The organism is Enorma burkinafasonensis (genome assembly GCF_902150035.1).
GTDB classification, from domain to species: domain Bacteria; phylum Actinomycetota; class Coriobacteriia; order Coriobacteriales; family Coriobacteriaceae; genus Enorma; species Enorma burkinafasonensis.
In genome coordinates, this window is sequence record NZ_LR597508.1 from 23,090 (window position 1) to 46,188 (window position 23,099).

General features: G+C 67.4%; 19 protein-coding genes. All 19 read left to right on the forward strand.

Annotated elements, in window-relative coordinates:
- Positions 1–225: 225 nt before the first annotated feature.
- The 19 genes from purH to FS885_RS06075 all read left to right on the forward strand — a co-directional run bounded on the left by purH (position 226) and on the right by FS885_RS06075 (position 23,006).
- Entirely contained in the window at positions 226–1,860 is a 1,635-nt protein-coding gene (gene purH / locus FS885_RS05985) for a bifunctional phosphoribosylaminoimidazolecarboxamide formyltransferase/IMP cyclohydrolase (protein WP_144744166.1), read from the forward strand.
- Between the two features lie 725 nt (positions 1,861–2,585).
- Positions 2,586–3,236, forward strand: a complete 651-nt coding sequence (locus FS885_RS05990; protein WP_144744167.1) for a hypothetical protein — start codon at positions 2,586–2,588, stop codon at positions 3,234–3,236.
- Between the two features lie 25 nt (positions 3,237–3,261).
- Complete coding sequence (locus FS885_RS05995) at positions 3,262–3,927, forward strand: response regulator transcription factor (protein WP_144744168.1); 666 nt, start codon at positions 3,262–3,264, stop codon at positions 3,925–3,927.
- An 8-nt stretch (positions 3,928–3,935) separates the two neighbouring features.
- Complete coding sequence (locus FS885_RS06000; protein WP_144744169.1) at positions 3,936–4,988, forward strand: sensor histidine kinase; 1,053 nt, start codon at positions 3,936–3,938, stop codon at positions 4,986–4,988.
- Positions 4,989–5,264: 276 nt separating this feature from the next.
- Positions 5,265–7,019, forward strand: coding sequence for an aspartate--tRNA ligase (aspS, locus tag FS885_RS06005; protein ID WP_144744240.1), 1,755 nt, complete (start codon positions 5,265–5,267; stop codon positions 7,017–7,019).
- Positions 7,020–7,355: 336 nt separating this feature from the next.
- On the forward strand, positions 7,356–7,595 hold the full coding sequence (locus tag FS885_RS06010; protein WP_144744170.1) for a FeoA family protein: 240 nt from the start codon (positions 7,356–7,358) through the stop codon (positions 7,593–7,595).
- A gap of 43 nt (positions 7,596–7,638) precedes the next feature.
- Positions 7,639–7,860 (forward strand): FeoA family protein, encoded by a 222-nt coding sequence (locus FS885_RS06015; RefSeq protein WP_144744171.1) that lies wholly within the window; start codon positions 7,639–7,641, stop codon positions 7,858–7,860.
- A 211-nt stretch (positions 7,861–8,071) separates the two neighbouring features.
- Positions 8,072–10,306, forward strand: a complete 2,235-nt coding sequence (feoB, locus tag FS885_RS06020) for a ferrous iron transport protein B (protein WP_144744172.1) — start codon at positions 8,072–8,074, stop codon at positions 10,304–10,306.
- 128 nt (positions 10,307–10,434) lie between these two features.
- On the forward strand, positions 10,435–10,641 hold the full coding sequence (locus FS885_RS06025; protein ID WP_144744173.1) for a hypothetical protein: 207 nt from the start codon (positions 10,435–10,437) through the stop codon (positions 10,639–10,641).
- 132 nt (positions 10,642–10,773) lie between these two features.
- Positions 10,774–12,114: a glutamine synthetase family protein gene (locus FS885_RS06030; RefSeq protein ID WP_144744174.1), complete on the forward strand. Its 1,341-nt coding sequence runs from the start codon at positions 10,774–10,776 to the stop codon at positions 12,112–12,114.
- A 144-nt stretch (positions 12,115–12,258) separates the two neighbouring features.
- Positions 12,259–12,921, forward strand: coding sequence for a response regulator transcription factor (locus FS885_RS06035; protein WP_144744175.1), 663 nt, complete (start codon positions 12,259–12,261; stop codon positions 12,919–12,921).
- 195 nt (positions 12,922–13,116) lie between these two features.
- Complete coding sequence (locus FS885_RS06040) at positions 13,117–14,616, forward strand: S1C family serine protease (protein WP_144744176.1); 1,500 nt, start codon at positions 13,117–13,119, stop codon at positions 14,614–14,616.
- A gap of 125 nt (positions 14,617–14,741) precedes the next feature.
- Complete coding sequence (gene ligA / locus FS885_RS06045) at positions 14,742–16,958, forward strand: NAD-dependent DNA ligase LigA (RefSeq protein ID WP_246060824.1); 2,217 nt, start codon at positions 14,742–14,744, stop codon at positions 16,956–16,958.
- Between the two features lie 129 nt (positions 16,959–17,087).
- The gene (locus FS885_RS06050) at positions 17,088–17,498 is read left to right on the forward strand and encodes a type II toxin-antitoxin system Phd/YefM family antitoxin (RefSeq protein WP_144744178.1); all 411 of its coding nucleotides are present in this window, start codon (positions 17,088–17,090) and stop codon (positions 17,496–17,498) included.
- The gene (locus FS885_RS06055) at positions 17,491–17,919 is read left to right on the forward strand and encodes a type II toxin-antitoxin system VapC family toxin (RefSeq protein ID WP_246060825.1); all 429 of its coding nucleotides are present in this window, start codon (positions 17,491–17,493) and stop codon (positions 17,917–17,919) included. The genes FS885_RS06050 and FS885_RS06055 overlap by 8 nt, the downstream gene beginning before the upstream one ends.
- A 169-nt stretch (positions 17,920–18,088) precedes the next feature.
- A complete protein-coding gene (locus tag FS885_RS06060; protein ID WP_144744179.1) occupies positions 18,089–18,568 on the forward strand; it encodes a MarR family winged helix-turn-helix transcriptional regulator in 480 nt (159 codons plus the stop codon).
- Complete coding sequence (locus tag FS885_RS06065) at positions 18,561–20,303, forward strand: ABC transporter ATP-binding protein (protein ID WP_144744180.1); 1,743 nt, start codon at positions 18,561–18,563, stop codon at positions 20,301–20,303. The genes FS885_RS06060 and FS885_RS06065 overlap by 8 nt, the downstream gene beginning before the upstream one ends.
- Positions 20,303–22,246: an ABC transporter ATP-binding protein gene (locus FS885_RS06070; RefSeq protein WP_144744181.1), complete on the forward strand. Its 1,944-nt coding sequence runs from the start codon at positions 20,303–20,305 to the stop codon at positions 22,244–22,246. The genes FS885_RS06065 and FS885_RS06070 overlap by 1 nt, the downstream gene beginning before the upstream one ends.
- Positions 22,247–22,316: 70 nt before the next feature.
- Positions 22,317–23,006 (forward strand): Bax inhibitor-1 family protein, encoded by a 690-nt coding sequence (locus FS885_RS06075; RefSeq protein WP_144744182.1) that lies wholly within the window; start codon positions 22,317–22,319, stop codon positions 23,004–23,006.
- Positions 23,007–23,099: the final 93 nt, after the last annotated feature.

Here is a 23,099-nt window from a genome sequence, read left to right on the forward strand (position 1 = left end):
TCTTGGGGGCACATTCGTTCTAACACGTCTGCTCCAGCGAGGTGTGGCGGGCGCGTGACGGCGGAGAAACATCGCGGTTTGCACGCAGGGTGCGCACAGCCTCTCGGCATTTTCTCCAGATGGCGACCACATCCTCACGCTAAGCGCCGGCCAATGCGCTACATTAGAGGGTATCCATTGTCGCCGGGCGCCTGACGCCCGGCTTCGTCGCATGAGGAGGGCGGCATGGGAGCTGAACGCAAGATCAAGCGCGCGCTGATCTCGGTCACCGACAAGACCGGGGTGGTCGAGTTCGCGCAGGCGCTGGTCAAGGACTTCGGCGTCGAGATCATCTCGACCGGAGGTACGGCCAAGGTGCTCGAGGAGGCGGGTGTCCCCGTCAAGCCCATCGAGCAGTTCACGGGGTACCCCGAGATGATGGACGGGCGCGTGAAGACGCTCCACCCGAAGGTCCATGGCGCTCTGCTCGCGCGCCGCGACTCCGAGCGGCACATGGCCGAGGCCGCCGAGCACGGCATCGAGCTCATCGACCTCGTGTGCGTGAACCTCTACGAGTTCGAGAAGACCGTCGCCGACCCGGACGTGACGTTCGAGAACGCCATCGAGCACATCGACATCGGCGGTCCCAGCATGCTGCGCTCCGCCGCGAAGAACAACGACTCCGTGACGGTCGTCTGCGACCCTGCCGACTACGACGCGATCCTCGACGAGATGCGCGTGCATAGTGGCGCCACCACCAAGAACACGCGCCGCCGCCTCGCCGCCAAGGTCTACACCCGCACCGCGGCCTATGACACGGCGATCTCGCTGTGGCTCAACACCTATCTCGAGCTGCAGGACCAGGCCATCGACCCCGAGGAGCCCTTCGACCCGCCCTCGATCATCGATGTCCACCTGAGCAAGGTGCAGGACCTGCGCTACGGCGAGAACCCGCACCAGGCCGCCGCCGTCTACCGCTTCGACGGCGAGTTCGCGCAGCTGGTGAGCTCCGCCAACCCGCTCGTGGGCGCCGAGCTGATCCAGGGCAAGCCGCTCTCGTACAACAACCTGCTCGATGCCGACGCCGCCTGGAACGCCGTCCGCGAGTTCGACGAGCCCGCCTGCGTCATCCTGAAGCATCAGAACCCCTGCGGTTCCGCGGTGGGCGCCAACGCCACCGACGCCTACGACCGCGCGTTCGCGTGCGACCCCAAGAGCGCGTTCGGCGGCATCATCGCCGTCAACCGCGAGGTCCCGCTCGACCTCGTCGAGCACTTCGCCGACCAGAACAAGCAGTTCGTCGAGGTGCTCATCGCCCCGAGCTACACCCCGGCGGCGCTCGAGCGTCTCGCCAAGCGCCAGAACCTGCGCGTGCTCGCCACGGGCGGCGCCGAGGGCCACGCCAAGCTCGAGCTCCGCTCGGTCGATGGCGGCATGCTCATGCAGTGCGTCGACACGGTCGACGAGGACCCGACCGAGTTCACCTGCCCCACCACCCGCAAGCCCACCGACAGAGAGATGCGCGACCTGCTCTTCGCCTGGAACGTCGTGAAGACGGTCAAGTCGAACGCCATCCTGGTTGCCAAGGACCGCGCCGGTATCGGCATGGGCCCCGGCCAGCCCAACCGCGTCGATTCAGCGCTGTTGGCATGCGAGCGCGCGGAGGAGGCCTGCGAGCGCATGGGCATGCCCGCGGGCGGGTTCGTCGCGGCGAGCGACGCCTTCTTCCCGTTCCGCGACAACGTCGACGTGCTCGCCGAGCACGGCGTCACCGCGATCATCCAGCCGGGCGGCTCGGTGCGCGACGACGAGTCGATCAAGGCGTGCGACGACCATGACATCGCGATGATCTTTACAGGCACGCGCCACTTCCGCCACTAGGAAGCGGTTTTCGGCCATCTGGCGAGGCAATATGCGCATGAGGGGCGCGGGGTTTCTTCTCGCGTCCCTTTTTTCGCCGAGTGGTCCTAGTCCGTGCGCGCGGAGCTTGGCGTCCACTGGAAAGCTCAGCGAACCCGAGAAGCTGCGCCTTTCTGTGCGCGCGGGTGAGGCGGCGCCTCCAACGATGCGCGTCCGCCTGCCGCTTCGGCCACCGGTGACGGCCGTTCGTTGCTCTTGGCGGTGGTCGCATCGGGCATCGCCGGAGAAAGGCGCCCTTAGTTTTTCTATAACAGCAGGTAATTGATTTACTGGGTTTTCGTCTACTCCGCCGGCCGGGCTTCACCCACCGCCAAGACGCTCGAGTGCCAGCAAGGGCCAGGGCGAGGTGCCGTTTGGGTGCGCGCGTCGTGAATGGGCCCGCTCCTAGAGCCATTTTGAAGGTCAAATCGTCATCCGGAGGGCTTACCGCCGTGCGCTCGAAGAAGAATACTGTGCGAGATGAGCGCCATGTCGGCTAGACAACGAACGGGACGCATCGTTTCCGCAGGTCGCGATGACTCCGCGTGGACCTTGTGGCGACGTACCGGATAACAGGCACAGTATTCTTGCTCGAACTTCGTGAACGCGGCAGGCCCGGGCTACAATGGGCTTCGATGCGGGTGCGTTGCCCGCGCGACGCCCGGCGCAATCGTGCGCCACGTCACCTACCGCATGGGGAGGAGCATATGGCAGAAGAAGGGTTCAAGCTCGGCGAGCCGGCGCTCGTGTGCCGTTGGCGTCTCGCCGGCCGGCATGTGCCCATGCTCAATCGGCACATGCGCGCGCTCTCCCAGCGCACGGTCGCCGGCGAGCCGCTTTCCGTGAACATGCTCTCCTGGGTGAAACAGCACATCGAATGGTCGCTTGCCGAGGACGCCTCCGCCGAGGCGGACGGCGTGCTCATGCTCGTGATCGACGAGGCAGGACAGGCGGTCATGAGCACCGGGGCCTACGAGCCGCTCGCCGATGCGACGTTCGACGCGCTCATGGCCCGCGCGTCCGCCGCGCGCACCGAGGCGGACCGCACGGGCGTCGCGCCCGAGGTGCTCTGCTCGGTCGCGGAGGGAAGCCTGGTCGTGGGCGTCTCGCCCGATGAGCGCGTCTGCGCCGCGGTGAGCCTCATCGAGCAACTTGCCGAGACCCGCGGCTGCCGCGTGGAGCGCGACCCGGCGCTTCAGTACCGCATCGTGGCCGGCCTCGATGACGCGGCGGCCGTGCTCGTGTCTGACGAGCACGGCGTGGTGCCGGCCACGGACCGCACCGGCACGCCGAAAGACGTCGCCGAGGTGTCCTTCATGGTTTCCGCGTTCGAGAAGCTCAGGGATTCCGCGCGCTGACGCGCGCTCGACGGGAGGGTTCACGATGCCTGTGATCTTCGTGGTGGAAGACGACGCGGCCATCCGCGACGAGCTCGTGCGGCTCCTCGAGCGCAACGGCTACGAGACGCGCGTAGCCTGCCGGTTCGACTGCGTGGTCGACGAGATCCGGGAGTCGGCGCCCGACCTCGTCCTGCTCGACCTCACCCTACCCGACACGGACGGGCAGTTCGTCTGCCGCGAGCTCAGGGCGCTCTCCGAGGTCCCCATCATCGTCTTGACCTCGCGTGTCACCGAGATCGACGAGGTCATGAGCATGACCATGGGCGCCGACGACTTCGTGCCCAAGCCCTATAGCTCCCGCGTGCTTCTGGCCCGTATCCAGGCTCTGCTGCGCCGCGCCGCCGGCACCGAGGGCAGAAGCGTCCTCGAGCACGGGGGCGTCTCGCTCGACCTCTCGCGTTCCGTCGCGTCCGCCGCGGGCGGCCAGGTGGAGCTCACCAAGAACGAGCTGCGCATCCTCTCGCTGCTCATGCGGCATGCGGGTCGGATCGTCTCGCGCGAGGAGATCATGCGCGACCTGTGGGATTCTGACGCGTTCGTGGACGACAACACGCTCACGGTCAACATCAACCGGCTCCGTGCGACGCTGGGGAGAATCGGCGTGACCGATTACCTGGTCACGCACCGCGGCCAGGGCTATTCAGTGTAGGGGCGCGCATGAGGTTCGCATCCTACCTCCGCGCGGCCCTGCCGCCGCTCGCCTTCCCGGCTGCTGCTCTGGCGCTCGCCGCGTTCGTCCTCAGCATCGCGGGGGTCTCGCCGTCCATCGTCATCGTCGTGTGCGCGCTCGTCGTTGCGGGTGCCGTCCTCGCGCTCGGGGTGGATTGGGCCCGCAAGCGGCGCTTCTACGACGACCTCGAGACCGCCGCCACGGGGACCGAGCACCCGCTGTGGCTGACCGAGATGATCGATAGGCCTGAGCACCTGGAGGGAGCCATCGCCCACGATGCGCTGCGCGCCATCGCCAAGGCGGCCAACGACGACGTCGCCGAGAGCCGCCGGCAGCTCGAGGACTACCGCGAGTTCGTCGAGACCTGGGTCCACGAGGCGAAAAGCCCGCTGGCCGCGGCGCACCTCATGCTCGACAACATGCGCGACGACGCCGCCCCAGGCGATGGCGAGGGGAGGCTCGCGCGGCTCGACGGCGAGCTCAGGCGCGTCGAGGGCTATATCGACCAGGCGCTGTTCTATGCGCGCTCCGAGACGCTCGACCGCGACTACCTCATCCGCCGCTACACGGTGCGGGCGCTCGTGAACGACGCCCTGCGGGCGAACGCCCCGACGCTCATCGAGGCCCACGCGACGCCGGTGCTCGGGGAGCTCGACTTCGAGGTCTTCACCGACGAGAAGTGGATCGCGTTCATCTTGGGTCAGGTGATCCAGAACAGCGTGAAGTACGCCCCGGCAGACGGGCTGCGCATCTCGTTCGATGCCCGCCTGATAGGCGAGGGCACGGCGGACGAGCGGGTCGAGCTCGCGGTGGCGGACAACGGCTGCGGCGTCACCGAGGCCGACCTGCCGCGCGTGTTCGACAAGGGGTTCACCGGCGAGAACGGCAGGACCGGCAAGCGCGCGACCGGGATCGGACTCTACCTGGTCAAGCGCCTCTGCGACAAGATGGGGGTCGGCGTCGCGGCCGACTCGGTGCCGGGCGCGGGCTTCACGGTGACGTTCTCGTTCAGCACGAACAGGTTCCGCTTCGTGGACTGACGCGCCGGGGTGTCGGTGCGCGCGGGGGCGGCGCGGACCGGGGCCCACGGTGGGCGCGCCCGCGACGGCATGCTCGCGGCGGCGAAGCGCCCCGATTATTGCGAAGTTGGGAAAACAGGCGCCCCGCGTCCCGGTTCGGCGCGGAGATGGTACCATTTTGCAGCACGTGCCGGGCTGCGCGGTTTACACAGCTCGGCGATCTGTACGCACGCCGCCCGTTCCGGCACGGGGCGGCACAGATTGAAGGGGGTATCCGTGGCTCAAGACCACCGATCCATGCACACGCACACCGCCGGAGAGCTCCGCGCCGAGAACATCGGGCAGGAGGTGACCCTCACCGGTTGGGTCTGGCGTCGCCGCGACCATGGCGGCCTCATCTTCTGCGACCTGCGCGACCGCACGGGCATGACGCAGTGCACGTTCGATCCCGAGCACGCCGCGGGCGACGCGTTCCACACCGCCGAGACGATGCGCCCCGAGTGGCCCATCCTCGTGCACGGCACCGTGATCGCCCGTGACGAGGACACCGTAAACCCCAAGCTACCCACCGGCGAGATCGAGGTCCTCGTGGACCGCGTCGAGGTGCTCGGCCGCTCCAAGACCCCGCCGTTCCAGATCGAGGACGGGATCGAGACGGCGGAGGACACGCGCCTGCGCTACCGCTACCTCGACCTGCGCCGTCCCGAGATGGCCGCCAAGCTCAAGCTGCGCAGCGACTTCACCTTCGCGATCCGCTCGGCGCTCCACGACCGCGCCTTCACCGAGGTCGAGACGCCCGCCCTTTTCAAGTCCACGCCCGAGGGCGCGCGCGACTTCATCGTGCCGAGCCGTCTGCAGCCGGGCAGCTTCTACGCGCTTCCGCAGTCGCCGCAGCTCCTGAAGCAGCTCCTCATGGTCGGCGGCGTCGAGCGCTACTACCAGGTCGCCAAGTGCTTCCGCGACGAGGATCTGCGCGCCGACCGCCAGCCCGAGTTCACGCAGGTGGACATCGAGATGAGCTTCGTCACGCAGGACGACGTCATGGGCGCCCTCGAGGACGTGCTCGCCGATGCGTTCGCCAAGGTGGGCGTCGAGATGCCCACGCCGCTCCGCCGCCTCTCGTACTGGGACGCCATGGACACCTACGGCACCGACAAACCCGACACGCGCTACGGCATGGAGCTCGTCGACCTCACCGACGTCTTCAAGAACTCGGCCTTCAAGGTCTTCTCCGGCGCGGCCAACACCGAGGGCCAGGTGGTCAAGGCCATCAACGCCAAGGGCGCCGGCACCTGGCCGCGCGCGCAGATCGACAAGCTCGCCAAGGTTGCCGAGGGCTTCGGCGCCAAGGGCCTCGCGTGGATCGCCTTCCGCGAGGACGGCTCCATGAACAGCCCGATCGTCAAGTTCTTCTCTGACGAGGAGATGGCGGAGCTCAAGATGCGCTGCGCCGTCGAGCCCGGCGACCTCGTGATGTTCGCCGCGGGCCCGCGCCTCGCGTCCGACGAGATTCTCGGCGGCATGCGCTCGCACATGGCCGATGCGCTCGACGTGCCGCGCGAGGGCCACGACTTCCTGTGGGTCGTCGATTTCCCGCTCTTCCACTGGGACGACGAGGCCAAGCGCTACGAGGCCGAGCACCAGCCCTTCACGCAGCCCCATCTCGACGAGCTCGACCTGCTCGAGTCCGACCCGCTCGCGATGGGCAGCTGCACGTACGACTTCGTCATGGACGGCTTCGAGGCCGGCGGTGGCGGCATGCGCATCCACGATGCCGACCTGCAGCTCAAGATGCTCGAGTTCATGGGCTTTTCCGAGGAGCGTGCCAAGAGCCAGTTCGGCTTCCTCATGGAGGCCCTCACCTACGGCGCGCCGCCCATGGGCGGCTTCGCGCTCGGACTCGACCGCGTGTGCATGCTGCTCGCCGGGTGCGACTCCATCCGCGACGTCATGGCGTTCCCCAAGACCGCGAGCGGTTCCGACCTCATGAGCGCCGCGCCGAGCGAGGTCTCGATGGCCCAGCTCAAGGAGGTCGGCCTGCGGCTCATGTAGCGCCGGTCCCCCGGGGCGGGCAAAATCCTGCCGCTTGATATTCGCAAGCAGAAATCCGATTGAAAGGGGCTCCCCGTGGGCCCCTTTCGTCGTTTTTCTGCTTGCGATTGGGCATCGCATAAGAAAGCATCGCATGACCGTCAAAAGCGCCGCTTGAGCGGGCGATTTTGACGCGCATGCGATGCCATTTGTTACATGCGGCTAATTTCTGCTTCACAGCAAGCACATTCCGTGATAGTTTACTTAGGTGAACAAACGGGCGCGCGACGGCATGAGTCCACGGAACGGGTCCGTACGTTCGGAAGTTCGGTTGCGGATGAGAGGGAGGTTGGCCGCATGCTTCAGGGACCAGGGCTGCCCGCCATGCCGCTTTCGCTGGTCGCCGGCGGGGACACCGTGACGGTCACGCGCGTGCGGGGCGGCGAGGACCTCAAGCGGCGCCTCGCGGACCTCGGCTTCGTCGAGGGTTCCGAGGTGCATGTGGTGAGCACGAGCGGCAGCAACGTCATCGTGACCGTCAAGGGGGCGCGCTTCGGGCTCGATGCCAAGGTGGCGAGCCACGTCATGACCGCATGACGGCGTCCTGTCCGATACGCGATTGCTTGGGAAGGAGGAAGCGATGAAGACGTTGGGAGACGTGCAGGTGGGGGATAGCTCCACGGTCGTCAAGCTGCACGGTACGGGCGCCCTGCGCCGGCACCTCATGGATCTGGGCCTCATCAAGGGCACGACGTTCACGGTCGTGAAGGTGGCGCCGCTGGGCGATCCCGTCGAGATCACCGTGCGCGGCTACGAGCTCTCGATCCGCAAGGAGGAAGCGGCGATCGTCGAGGTGCAGTAGCTGCAAGGCGACGCACCGCAGGCGGCGGTGCGGCATGTGCGCGCGAGCGCATATTATTTTGATGGCAGAGTTAGCGATGGATAACAAATGTGAGCGCATGCGCAGCATTTGTAAGAGAAGGTGAACAACCATCGGCGAGCTCGGCAACTTGCGATAAGTTTCAAAGCCAGGGAGGCACGCCCGGCGCGCCTCCCCCAGAAAGAAGGACTGCATGGCAGCTTCACAACTTCACATCGCGTTGGCGGGTAACCCCAACTGCGGAAAAACCACCCTGTTCAATCTCATCACCGGGCAGAACGGCTACGTGGGCAACTGGCCCGGCGTGACGGTCGAGAAGAAGGAGGCCCGGCTCGCGCGCGACAAGAGCGTCATCGTGACGGACCTTCCCGGCATCTACTCGCTGTCGCCCTACAGCCCCGAGGAGCGCGTGAGCCGCGATTACCTCATGGGCGGCGAGCCCGACGTGGTCATCCAGCTTTTGGACGCCACGAACCTCGAGCGCAACCTCTACCTGGCACTCCAGGTCATCGAGTGCGGCCTTCCCGTGGTGGTGGCCCTCAATATGGCCGACCTCGTCGAGAAGAGTGGCGATAGGATCGACGCCGGCGCCCTCTCGAAGCGCCTCGGCGTTCCGGTGGTCATGGTGTCGGCCCTGCGCAACACCGGTATCGACGAGCTGATCGCGGAGGCCAAGCGGGCTGCCGCGAACAGGGGCGCCGTCAAGAGCCCCTCGTTCGATTCGGCCATCGAGGGCGTGCTCGCGGCCATCGAGGCCGAGCTCCCCGGCACCGTGCCGGCGCCGAAGCGCCGCTACTTCGCGGTGAAGCTCTTCGAGCGCGACGAGGCGGCGGCTCGCGAGCTCGGGCTCGCGCCGGAGCGCGCCGCCAAGGTCGAGGAGCTCGTCGCCGCCTGCGAGCGCGACTGCGACGACGATGCCGAGTCGATCATCGCCGGCGAGCGCTACGCGGTGATCGCGCACCTCATGGACGAGTGCGTCAAGAAGGCGCCTGCGCGCATGAGCGTCTCGGAGAAGATCGACCGCGTGGTCACGAACCGCATCCTGGGGCTTCCGCTCTTCGTGCTCATCATGTGGGCGGTGTACTCCATCGCCACCGGCGCGAACGCGTTCGGTACCGCGGGTACCGACTGGGTGAACGACAACCTCTTCGGCGAGGGCTTCGAGCTCTTCGGCATGGCGTTCCCGTCGATTCCCGGCGCCATCGAGGGCTGGCTTGGCGCCGTGGGCGCGAGCCCGCTCGTCCAGAGCCTCGTGCTCGACGGCATCGTCGCCGGCGTGGGCGCCGTGCTCGGCTTCATCCCGCAGATGTTCGTCCTCTTCGTGCTCCTCTCCTTCCTCGAGGACTGCGGCTACATGGCGCGCGTCGCCTTCGTGATGGACCGCGTGTTCCGCCGCTTCGGCCTGTCCGGCAAGAGCTTCATCCCCATGCTCGTCTCGACGGGATGCGGCGTCCCCGGCGTGCTCGCCACCAAGACCATCGAGAACGAGAAGGACCGCCGTATGACGGTCATGACCACGACCTTCATCCCCTGCGGCGCGAAGCTCCCCATCATCGCGCTGCTCATGGGCGCCATGGTGGGCACGGCGGAGGCTGCGTGGATCAGCCCGCTGTTCTACTTCCTGGGCGTCGTCGCGGTGATCGCGTCGGGCATCATGCTCAAGAAGACGAAGCTCTTCGCCGGGCGCCCCACACCGTTCGTGATGGAGCTGCCGAGCTACCATTTCCCCTCGATCCGCTCGTGGGCGCTGCACGTGTGGGAGCGCGTCGCCGCCTACATCAAAAAGGCCTTCACGATCATCTTCGCCTCGACCATCGTGGTGTGGTTCCTCTCGAATTTCGGTGTCTACGAGGGCGCCTTCGGCTTCTTGCCGGACATCACCGGCGGGCTCGACGAGTTCACCGACTACTCGGTGCTCGCCATGGTGGGCGGCGCCATCGCCTTCGTCTTCTCGCCGCTCGGCTTCGATTCCTGGCAGGCCACGGCCATGTCCATCACCGGGCTCGTGGCCAAGGAGAACGTCGTCGCCACAGCGAGCTCGCTTCTGCACATCGCCGACGGCACCGAGACCGACCCGAACCTGTGGGCGGCCTTCGCCGGCATGTTCCCGAGCATAGGCGCCATCGCGGCGTTCGGCGCGTTCAACCTCCTCTGCGCGCCCTGCTTCGCGGCGATGGGAACCATCCGCGCCCAGATGAACTCAGCCAAGTGGACGGCGATCGCCATCGGCTACGAGTGCGCGTTCGCGTGGGTCGTCGGCCTCATCATCAACCAGCTGTACAACCTCATCGCGCTCGGTCAGTTCGGGATCTGGACGGTCGTGGCGTTCGCGTTCATCGCAGCCATCCTCTTCCAGCTCTTCCGCCCCATGCCCAAGTGGGCATGGGATGACGACGTCGCGCCGGTGCCCGCCTCGGTGACGGCGTAGCGAGACCCGATTCCCTCTCAGGACCGGGGTGGCGCCGCGCGTGCCGCCCCGGTCGAATCCCGTATCGATCGGCTGCTTGCGTGCCCCGTCCCTCGGGACGGGGTATGCTGGTGGCAAAGGAGGCTCCCATGGGCATCACCGATATCGTCATCTTGGCCGCGGTGGCCGTCGCGTTCGTGGCCGTCTGCGTGCGCATCAAGCGCAAGGGCACCTGCGCCGACTGCTCCGAGGCGGGGTCGTGCAGCGGGCACTGCAGCCCGCGCAAGCAGCGGAGCTGCCCTGCCTGCAAGGGCGTCGACGCCGTGGCGCGCGATCTGGGCAAGGACGTGAAGTAGACGGCGCGCCGCCCCGCGGTTGCCCCGCGCGTGGGAAACCGGGCCGAAACAATCCTATGCGACAGTGGATGAGCGTATGGTCGCGCTCAGGGGGCGCGGCCAGGGAAGGATTGAACCATAGGGAGGCTTCCGATGGACCACCAGCAGAACATCGACTTCGTGCTACGTACCGTCGAGGAGCGCGACATCAGGTTCGTCCACCTGTGGTTCACCGACGTGCTCGGCAGGCTCAAGAGCTTCGCCATCAGCCCCGAGGACCTCGAGGTCGCCTTCGACGAGGGCATCGGTTTCGACGGCTCGGCCATCGAGGGCTTCACCACCCTCGAGGAGGCCGACATGCTCGCCTTCCCGGACCCCTCCACCTTCCAGGTCCTTCCGTGGCGCCCCTCGCACAACGGGGTCGCGCGCATCTTCTGCAACATCTGCACGCCCGACCGCAAGCCCTTCGCCGGCGATTCGCGCGAGTGCCTGCGCCGCATGTTCCGCCGCGCCGAGGCCGCCGGCTACCTCATGAACGTCGGCGCCGAGCTGGAGTTCTACTATTTCTCTGACGACCAGCGTCCCGTTCCCATGGACGAGGTCGGCTACTTCGACCTCATGCCGTCCGATTTCGCGCGCGACCTGCGCCGCGACACCGTGCTCATGCTCGAGAAGATGAGCATCCCGGTGGAGTACACCTTCCATTCGTCGGGCCATTCCCAGCACGGCATCTCGCTGCGCCACGCCGAGGCGCTGACCTCGTCGGACGCCATCATGACGGCGAAGTACATCATCAAGCTCGAGGCCTTCGCCAACAGCACCCACGCCTCGTTCATGCCCAAGCCGCTCACCGGCGAGTCCTCGAACGCGATGTTTCTGCACCAGTCGCTGTTCGACTACGAGGGCAACAACGTCTTCTGGAGCGAGGACGAGTCCTCGTACCACCTCTCCGACATCGCGCGCCACTACATGGCGGGCATCCTCGCCCACGCGCGCGAGATCTCGGCCATCACCAACCCCACGGTGAACTCCTACAAGCGCCTCGCCCCCGGCCAGGGCAACGGGCCCACGCACGCCATGTGGGGCCTGCGCAACCGCGCCGCGATGATCCGCGTGCCCATCTACAAGCCCGGCAAGGACCTCTCCGCGCGCATCGAGCTACGCTCGCCCGACCCCATGGCGAACCCGTACCTGGTGAACGCCGTCACGCTCGCCGCGGGCCTCGACGGCATCGAGCGCGGGCTCGAGCTGCCCGCCGAGGTGTCACCCGAGCTGCTCTCCCAGGACCCCGGTGTGCTCGATGCGGCCGGCTTCGATCCTCTGCCCAGCAACCTCGACGAGGCGCTCGACTACTTCGAGGACTCTGAGTTCATGAAGGCCGCCCTCGGCGAGCACATCCACTCGTTCTTCCTCAAGAAGAAGCGCGCCGAGTGGGCGAAGTTCGCCTCGGTCGTCACCGAGTGGGAGATCGAGCACTACTACAAGAACTCCTAGGGCATCCCGAGAACCGAGACCGGGGCGCCGCGCCGCGTGCGGGCGCCTGGCGGGGATGTTGCCGGCGCATGTGGTCCCACATGCTATGTTCTTCATGTAGACGCAGCGTATAAGGTATGATGTATCGCGAAAAGGAGGTGTCGCATGGCCGAGAAATGCGTTCTGTTCATGGCGCGCACGACGCGCTTCCATGAGTTCGTGCGTTCGCTGACCCAGACGATGGGCATCGAGGTGAGCCTTGCGACCCCTGATTCGCCCACCGCGGCACATGAGTTCGACCTGCTGGTACTCGACGCGGACGGCATCCGCAACGACCGCATCGACCAGATCGCCTCGTGGCTCGAGGAGCGCGGCGGCATCCCCATGCTCGTGATCGCAGACGACGAGGCGCTGCCGGGTTTGCGCCTGCCGGGCCATGCCCGCTCCGACTTCATCTGCCCCACGGCGCAGCCCGCCGAGCTCGAGGCGCGCGTGCGCCGGCTTCTGGGCGACGACGAGACGTTTTCCTCCGACGATATCCTGCACATCGACAACCTCGTCATCAACCTGGCCACCTACCAGGTCTACCTTGATGACGAGCCGGTCGACCTCACCCTCATGGAGTACTCGCTGCTCTCGTTTCTGGCGACGCATCCCAACCGCGCCTACTCGCGCGAGGTGCTGCTGCGCCGCGTGTGGGGCTTCGAGTACTGCGGCGGCACGCGCACCGTCGACGTGCACATCCGCCGCATCCGCTCCAAGGTGGGCCCGCAGATCGCCTCGCATATCACCACGGTGCGCGGCGTGGGCTACCTGTTCAAGGACTGACGGCATCGCCGGCAGGGCGGGCGGAAGGTCGCGCGAGCGGCGCGCCCCCATCGATAGGGCGACTGTGAAGCCGTTGTGCGACGGGTGCCCTTCTGGTTTCATTAAGATTGCCTGAACCATTTCATAATGGAAGGCGCCCCGCTGGATATGGGGTAGAAATCCCCCAGTTCCGCGTATGACGAAAGGAATCGCGTTATGGACGAGAAGACCCCCCAGCGCCCTGAGGGCGCACAGCAACCGGGTGCCCCCGACCTCTCGGGAGGCTCCTCGGCGCCCCGCATCTCGGTTGAGCCCCAGACGACGCAGCTGCCGCCCGCGCAGCCGACGGCTCCCGCAGGCAGCGCACCGGGTGCCACCCAGGGACGCCCCGCGGCCGGGCCCGGACAGGCTCCCGCCGGCGGCCCCGTGGCGAACGGCCAGGCCGCCCAGGCGAACGGTCAGCCCGCGGGCACCATCATGCGCACCGTCGTCAAGACCAAGACCAAGAAGCTCCCGGTCTTCCTCGCCTCGCTGGGCGGTCTCGTGGTGGGTGCCGTGCTCATCATCGCGCTCGTCATGACCGGCGCGTTCCGCATCGACGAGACCAACGTCGAGGCGCCGGTGGTGACCGGTGAGTCGCAGGGCTCCGGCGGCTCCACGACACAGCATATCGAGATCGACCCCGAGGACACCACGCTCGCCGAGGCGGTCGCCGCCAAGGCGCTGCCGTCGGTCGTGTCCATCGGCATCGAGTCCGCAGACGGCGGCGGCATCGGCTCCGGCGTCATCCTCGACACGGACGGCAACATCCTCACCAACTACCACGTGATCCAGGGCGCCCAGGCGATCATGGTCACCGTGAACGACGAGACGAGCTACGAGGCCGAGCTCGTGGGCGTCGACGAGTCGAGCGACCTCGCGGTCATCCGTCTCGTCGATGCCGAGGGCGCGAACCTCACGCCCATCGAGATCGGCGACTCGGACAGCCTCGCGGTGGGCGAGTGGGTCATGGCGATCGGCAGCCCCTTCGGCAACGAGCAGTCCGTCTCGACGGGTATCGTGAGCGCGCTCTACCGCTCGACGGCCATGCGCGACACCTCGGGCACGTCCATCTACGCGAACATGATCCAGACCGACGCCGCCATCAACCCGGGCAACTCGGGCGGCGCGCTCGTGAACGACCAGGGCCAGCTCATCGGCATCAACTCCATCATCGAGTCCTACTCGGGCTCCAGCTCGGGCGTGGGCTTCGCGATCCCGGTGAACTACGCCGTGAACATCGCCAACCAGATCATCGCCGGCGAGACCCCGGCCCATCCCTACATCGGCGTGACGGTCACCTCGGTGAACCCCTACACCGCCCGCTCCGAGGGTCTCGAGGTCACCTCGGGTGCCTATGTGACCGAGGTCAGCGCGGACGGCCCCGCCGCCGAGGCCGGCCTCGAGACGGGCGACATCGTGACCGCGGTCGACGGCGAGGCGGTCACCTCCGCCGACGGTCTCATCATCGCGGCGCGCGAGCACGAGATCGGCGAGGCGGTCACCCTCACGGTCGTGCGCGGCGACGAGGAGCTCCAGGTCGACGTGACCCTCGGCTCGGATGCCGACGTCCAGACGGAGAACCAGGACGGCACGACGGGCGACAGCTCGGGCGGCTTCATGGACGAGGACGAGTTCCAGCGCTACCTCGAGGACCTCATGGCCAACCGTCCGTAGACGGCGACCCGATAGCACATGCGCGGCCCGCGGCGGGACTTCCCCCCGCGGGCCGCTTGCTCTCGAGGCGGCCGCGCGAGATGGTACCCTATAGCCGACACGGACGAGACGACGGAGGAGCCACGGTGGAACAAGCCAGCCTGTTCGGTGACGGAACGCTCGAGAACCCGGCGGAGGGGGCAGCCGGCAGCGCCGGTACCGACGCGCGCGCCGCGGCGGCGGAGGGCGCCGCCGAGCTCAACCACCTGCTCGAGTACCATGCGTACCGCTACTACGCGCTCGATGCGCCCGAGATCACCGATGCCGCCTTCGACAAGCTCCTCGTGGAGCTCCAGGGCATCGAGACCGCCTATCCCGAGCTCGTGACCCCGCGCTCCTACACCCAGCGCGTGGGCGGCTATGTCTCCGAGCAGTTCCAGCCGGTCGCGCACATGGCGCGCATGTACTCCATGGACGACGCCATGGACCTGGATGAGCTCGACGAGTGGCTCGACCGCACGGAGGCGGCGCTCGGCGCCGGCACGGTGAGCTATACCTGTGAGCTCAAGATCGACGGCCTGGGCGTGGCCCTCACCTACGAGAACGGCGCCTTCGTCCGCGCGGCGACGCGCGGCGACGGCGTGACCGGCGAGGACGTGAGCCTGAACGTGCGCACCATCCGCGACGTCCCCATGCACCTCGCCGCCGGGGCCCTCGTGCGCATGGGTGCCGACGCGAGCGTGCCCATCGAGGTGCGCGGCGAGGTCTACATGCCCAAGGGCAGCTTCCTCAGGCTGAACGACGAGGCAGATGCCGAGGGCCGCGAGCCGTTCGCCAACCCGCGCAACGCCGCGGCGGGGTCGCTGCGCCAGAAGGACCCCAAGGTCACGGCCCGCCGCGACCTGGCGACCTTCCTCTATGCCGTGGCCGACACCGCGCCGCTGCACGTGGACTCCCAGCACGCCTTCCTGGGCTGGCTCAAGGAGGCGGGCTTCTCCGTGAACCCCAACGTCGCGCGCTGCACGACGCCCGCCGAGGTGCACGCCTTCTGCGCCGACGCGCTCGCGCACCGCGGCGACCTCGATTACGACATCGACGGCGTCGTGGTGAAGGTCGACAGCTTCGACCAGCAGGAGGAGCTCGGCTTCACCGCCCGCGCCCCGCGCTGGGCCATCGCGTTCAAGTTCCCGCCCGAGGAGAAGACGACCGTCCTGCGCGAGATCCGCATCCAGGTGGGCCGCACCGGCGTGCTCACGCCCGTGGCCGAGTTCGACCCGGTGACCGTCTCCGGCTCGACCATCGCCCGCGCGACCCTGCACAACATCGACGAGATCCGCCGCAAGGACGTGCGCGTGGGCGACACCATCGTCGTGCACAAGGCGGGCGACGTCATCCCCGAGGTCGTGGGGCCCGTGCTCGAGAAGCGCCCGGCCGATGCCGCCGCGTTCGAGATGTCCGCCGCATGCCCCGCCTGCGGGAGCCCCGTCGTCCACGAGGAGGGCGAGGTCGCCTACCGCTGCGTCTCCATCGACTGCCCGGCGCAGACCAAGGAGCGCCTGGTGCACTGGGTGAGCCGCGGCTGCATGGACATCGACGGGGTGGGCGAGGAGCTCATCGACAAGCTCATGGAGGCCGGCCTGGTAGGCGACGTCGCGGACTTCTATAGCCTGACCGCAGACGCGCTCGCCGCGCTCGACACCGGCCGCGTCTACCAGACCGACAACGCCCGCCGCGGCATCCATGCGGGCGACCCCATCCCGGTGGGGCCGACCATCGCCGCGAAGGTCATGGACGAGCTCGCGCGCTCCAAGGCGCAGCCGCTCTCGCGCGTGCTCTTCGCGCTGGGCATCCGCCATGTGGGCAAGAGCGTGGCCGAGCTCATCGCGCGGCGCTTCCTCACCCTCGAGGCGCTTGTCGCGGCGAGCGAGGAGGACATCGCCGGTATCGATGGCGTGGGGCCCAAGATCGCCCAGAGCGTGCGCCAGTTCTTCTCGGTCCCCGAGAACCTCGCCGTGCTCGAGCGCCTGCGCGTGGCCGGCCTCTCGCTCGAGGAGGACCTGGGCGGCGAGGCCGCGCGCGCCGCGGAGCGGACGGGCGTCGACGCGGAGCTGGCCCAGGCCCAGCCGCTTGCGGGGCTGACCTTCGTGCTCACGGGCACACTCGAGCGTCGCACGCGCGACGAGGCGGGCGCCGCCCTGAAGGCGCTCGGCGCCAAGGTGACGGGCTCGGTCTCCAAGAAGACGAGCTACGTGGTCGCCGGCCCGGGTGCGGGGTCGAAGCTCGCGAAGGCCGAGAGCCTGGGGATCCCGGTGCTCGACGAGGGGGCGCTCGAGCAGGTGCTCGCCACCGGCGCGCTCCCGTAACAGGGGGGGGCATCGCTCGACACCATGTAAGAGAGGGGCGGCTTTCCGTGGGGCGCCATGGGATCTGCGGATTCCGACTCCTAACATCTATGTTAAGATGAACGTTAACATGGATGTTAGGAGCTGCTCATGCCGACTGCCACCTTCTCCGAAGCACGCAGGAACCTGACCGAGATCGCCGACCGTGTGGCGAGCGAGGGCGTGGAGTACACCGTCTTCAAGCGCAGCAAGCCGCTCTTCAAGATCGTTCCCGTGTCAGATGACAAGATGCCGGCACGACGGTGGACTCGCCGTGAGGTGGCGCTTCGTGCCGAGGGGCGCTCTGGTGATGCAAGCCGTACGGCGCGCTCGGCGATCGACGGCCCGGTGGGACCGCGTGAGGCATCCGATCCCCATGGCGGCCTCGGGCCCATCCCGGATGGCGGTACGGAGCTCTTCGAGTACGCGATGCGCCTGCGGGAGCGCATGCCGAAAGGCACGCCGCTTTCGATCATGACCTGCGAGGATATCAAACGGGAGCTGGCTGATCGCGATGTCTAGCATCGTACTCGACACGAATGTGCTCATCGACTACGTCATGCCGGACCGGTCGGAGTCCGATAGCGCTCTCCGACTTGTTTTGGCCTGCCATCGGCATGAGCACACCGCCTATGTCTCTGCATCCTCGCTGAACGATTTCTACTACGTCTCTCGCAAGTTCATCGGGGAGCAGGCCGCCCGCGACTGGGTGAATCTTTTCATCCGCATGTTCGAGATCGAACCGCTCGATGTCGAAGCGTGCGTCATCGCCGTATCATCTGATGAGCCCGATTTCGAGGATGCCTGCATTCGCGCGATCGCCGAGCGCGAGCAGGCTGATTTCATCATCACGCGCGACCGAACCGCCTTCGCCAGGTCGTGGGTGAAGACCTACTCTCCACGCCGGTTCCTGGAACTGTTCCCACCGCGCGACCCTGCGTGATCGCCCGACACCAGATGACAGATGGGTGCAGGGTGCTGAAGCCTGCGAACGCGGGCACGATCGATGTGGCTTTGCGTGGACCTGTCGTTCAACCTTGACGGGCGTGTCGCGACGCGCTATCACTTGATATATCAACTGTTGACATATCAAGTAATGGGGGTCGTGAGGGATGGAAGAGGCGAATCAGCCGGACCTGTTCGAGCTGCGCACCCTGCTGCACCGCACCAGCCACGTCCAATGCCAGGTCATGCGGCCGTACATGGCGACCGTGGGGCTGGGCACCGGCCAGCCCAAGCTGCTCGCGTACCTCGCGCGGCACGGGTCGTGCACCCAGCGCGAGCTCGCGGACTTCTACGACCTCGACCCAGCGGGGGTGTCGCGCATGATCGACGCGCTCGCGCGCCGCGGGTTCGTGGAGATCGCGCCCGCCGAGGGCGACCGCCGCAGCAAGATCGTCTCGCTGACCGCCGAGGGGGCGCGGGTCGCCTGCGCCTGGGAGGCGGCGTGCCGCGAGGAGGCGCGGGCGATGGTCTCAGGCTTCGCGTCCGAGGAGGTCGCGGCCTTCTACGACTACCTGGGCCGTGCCCGCGCGAACCTCAAGGCGTACATGAGGGAGCTTTCCGGAGGGGAGGGCGAGCGACATGCGTGAGCTGCTGCGCATCGTGGGCTATCTGGGACCGTACCGCAAAGACGCGATCATGGGCGTCATCCTGATCGTCATCGAGGGCTCGTTCGAGATGGTCATCCCCATCCTCATGGCGGACATCATCGACGTGGGCGTGGCGACGCGCGACGTGTCGTTCATCATGCGCCAGGGCGTCTACATGGCGACCTGCGCGCTCCTCGCGCTGGTGACGGGCCTGCTCTACGCGCGCTTCGCGGCGCGCGCGGCCTATGGCCTGGGTGCCCGCCTGCGCGCCGCGGAGTACGAGCGCGTGCAGGACTACTCGTTCGCGAACCTCGACCGCTTCGACACCTCGTCGCTCGTGACGCGCATGACGACCGACGTCACGGTAATCCAGAACGCGCTCAACGCCGGCTTCAGGCCCATGGTCCGCGGCCCGGTGATGCTCGCGATGGGCCTCTCGCTCGCGATCTACCTGAACGCCGAGCTCGCGCTCGTGTTCCTGGGCGTCGTGCCCGTCATGGCGCTCGGCATGGCGGCGATCGTGCGGCACGTGGGGCCGCTCTACGGCGTGCTCCAGAAGACGGTCGACCGCTTGAACAACGTCGTCCAGGAGATGCTCACGGCGGTCCGCGCCGTCAAGGCGTACGTCCGCGGCGACTACGAGTGCGAGCAGTTCCGCCGCGTGAACGAGGGCCTCGCCGCGACGAGCGAGCGCACCTTCAGGCTCGCCGTCCTCAACATGCCCGTGCTCTACACCTCGATGTACACGGCGACGACCCTCATCATGTGGTTCGGCGGCCAGATGATCCTCACCGGCGGTCTCGAGGTGGGCGAGCTCACGGGCTTCCTCTCCTACGTGCTCCAGATCCTCAACTCGCTGATCATGATCTCGAACGTGTTTCTGCTGCTCACGCGTTCGCTCGCGAGCGTGCACCGCATCTCGGAGGTGCTCGACGAGCAAGTCGACCTCACCTCGCCCGCGGGAGCGCTCACCGAGGTGGCGGACGGCTCGATCGCCTTCGAGGACGTGTCGTTCAAGTACCGCGCCGACGCGCGCGAGTACGTGCTCGAGCACGTGGACCTTGCGATCCCCGCGGGCGCGACCGTGGGCATCCTGGGCGGCACGGGCTCCGGCAAGACCACGCTCGTGCAGCTCATCCCGCGCCTCTACGACGCGACCGAGGGAAGGGTGCTCGTGGGCGGCGAGGACGTGCGCCGCTACGACCTCGCCGCGCTGCGCGACGCGGTGTCGATCGTGCTCCAGCAGAACGTGCTCTTCACGGGGACGGTCCGCGACAACCTGAAGTGGGGCGCGCCCAAGGCGACCACCGAGGAGCTCCTCGCGGCATGCCGCGCCGCGCGGGTGGACGAGTTTCTGGACCGGCTGCCCGGCGGGCTCGACTACGACCTGGGACAGGGCGGCGTGAACGTCTCCGGCGGCCAGAAGCAGCGCCTGTGCATCGCCCGCGCGCTGCTCAAGGACCCCAAGATCATCATCTTCGACGACTCGACGAGCGCGGTCGACATGGCGACCGAGGCCGATATCCGCCGCTCGCTCGCCGAGCTCGAGGGCGTCACGAAGCTCATCATCGCGCAGCGCGTCAACTCGGTCATGGACGCCGACATGATCGTCGTCCTCGACGAGGGGCGCGTGCACGCGGTGGGCACCCATGACGAGCTGCTCGCGGGCGACGAGATCTACCGCGAGATCTTCGAGTCGCAAGTGCACGCCGCCGAGGAAGGGGGTGCCATCTGATGCCGGCACCGGGAAACAAGCCCCATGACCTCAGGGGCACGCTCAAAAGGCTCCTCTCCTACATGGGCAGGCACCGCCTGCTGTTCCTCGCGGTCGCGGTGCTCGTGACCGTCTCGGCCTCCGCCAACCTGCTCGGCACGTACATGATCCAGCCGACGGTCGACGCGCTCACCGCGGGCGATGTGCCGGCGTTCGTGCGCATGATCGCGCTCACGGCATCGATCTACGTCGTCGGCGTGCTCGCCGCGCTGGGGTACACCCAGGTTATGGTCCATGCGGCGCAGAAGGTGCTCGTCGACATCCGCCGCGACCTGTTCGCGCACATCCAGACGCTGCCGCTCTCGTACTTCGATGCGCGCAACCGCGGCGACGTGATGAGCTACTTCACCAACGACGTGGACACCGTCGCCGAGGCCATGAACAACAGCTTCGCCATGCTCATCCAGAGCTTCATCCAGATCGTGGGCACGCTCACGCTCATCTTCGTGCTCAACTGGCGGCTCTCGCTCATCGTCGTGGTGGGCTACGCCGCGATGTTTTGCTACATCGCCTTCTCGACCAAGAAGAGCCGTGGGTACTACCGACGCCAGCAGGCGGTCCTCGGCGAGCTCGACGGCTACATCGAGGAGATGGTGGGCGGCCAGAAGGTCGTGAAGGTCTTCAACCACGAGGAACCCAACGTCATGGCGTTCCGTGACAAGAACGAGCGCCTGCGCGTCGCGGGCACGGGCGCCCAGGCGTACGCGGCGTCGATGATCCCCGCCGTGGTGTCCATCAGCTACGTGAACTACGCGATCGTGGCGGTCGTGGGCAGCCTCATGGCCATCTCGGGGCTGACCGGGGTGGGCGCGCTCGCGAGCTACCTCGTGTTCGTGCGTCAGACGGCCATGCCCATCAACCAGTTCACGCAGCAGTCGAACTTCCTGCTCTCAGCGCTCGCGGGTGCCGAGCGCGTGTTCGCGGCCATGGACGAGCCGGCCGAGGTCGACGAGGGCACCGTCGAGCTCGTGCGGACCGGCGAGGACAGCTGGGCCTGGCGCATCCCCGAGGGCTTCGGCGTGGGCGCGTGGGGCTCGCTCGTGCCGGTGGCCGAGGACGCTGACGCGCCGGAGTGCGGGCCCGCGGCGCCCGCGGCGGCCATGGGCGCCGTCGTCGGCAGCACGGCGCGCGGCGCGGACGGCACCGTGCTCGCGGTGGGCCTCGTGCCGCTTCGCGGCGACGTGCGCTTCCACGATGTGAGCTTCGGCTACACCGCGGACCACGAGGTGCTGCACGGGCTCAACCTCTTCGCCGAGCCCGGCCAGAAGATCGCCTTCGTGGGCTCCACGGGCGCCGGCAAGACCACGATCACGAACCTCATCAACCGGTTCTACGACGTGCAGCAAGGCGAGATCACCTACGACGGCATCAACGTCAAGAACATCGCCAAGGACTCGCTCAGGCGCTCGCTCGGCATCGTGCTCCAGGACACGCACCTCTTCACGGGGACCATCGCGGACAACATCCGCTTCGGCAAGCTCGACGCGACCGACGAGGAGGTGCGCGCGGCGGCGCGCATCGCCAACGCCGACGGCTTCATCCGCCGCCTGCCGCACGGCTACGACACCATGGTCACCGCCGACGGCGCGAACCTCTCCCAGGGGCAGCGCCAGCTGCTCGCCATCGCGCGCGCCGCGGTGGCGGACCCCCCGGTGCTCATCCTGGACGAGGCGACGAGCTCGATCGACACGCGTACCGAGATGCTCATCGGGCGCGGCATGGACCAACTCATGCGGGGGAGGACGACCTTCATGATCGCGCATCGCCTCTCGACCGTGCGCGACGCCGACGCCATCATGGTGCTCGAGCGCGGCCGCATCATCGAGCGCGGCACCCACGAGGAGCTCTACGCGCTGCACGGGGAGTACTGGGCCCTGTGCCAGGGTCTTAAGGAACTCGACTGATGGGCGCGGAAACGGGTACACTGTGCAGAACCGGGACGCGACGCGCGTCCACGTCGATCGGAGGATCTCTATGAACGAAGTCGAGCGCTACGGCAGCCCGATCTACCGGGAGCAGCCGGCACCCCAGCTCATCTCTAGGCGGCTCTACAACCTCGTGCTCACGGGCTTCGTGGTGCTGTCGTTCGTCATCATGGCGGCCTGCTCCTACATCACGGGCACCCGTGAGTTCCTGCTGTTCATGGTGCGCAACCCCATGCTCGTCACCGTGGGCAGCCTCGTAGGCTCCATCGGCGGCATCATCGCCATGAGCATCGGCCGCAGCCGCGAGAACCTCACCCTCGGGCTCATCGGGTACGCGTTCTTCAGCCTGACCTTCGGGTTCACCACGTCGATCGCGCTTTCGGCCTACGACATGGAGAGCATCTCGATGGCCTTCACCGCCACGGCGGGCATCATGATCGTCTTCGGCGCCGCGGGCTTCATGTTCCCCGACTTCTTCGCGCGCCTGCAGGGCGTGCTCGCGGTGGGTCTGCTCGCGATCATCGCGGTCGAGCTCGTGCTCATGTTCATGGGCGTGCAGCAGTCCGTGACCGACATCGTGGTCATCCTGCTGTTCTGCGGCTTCATCGGCTACGACGTCTACCGCGCCTCGACCGCGCTGCCGACGTTCACCAACGCGCTGTGGTACGCCGTCGACCTCTACCTCGACATCATCAACGTATTCCTGCGCCTGCTGGCGCTGTTCGGTCGCAGGGACTAGACCCGCGCGACCGACCGGATTCGCTCTGCACGTCAGGCCCCGTCGCGGTGTCACCGCGGCGGGGCCTGTCAAGTTTGTTTCGAGATGCGAAAC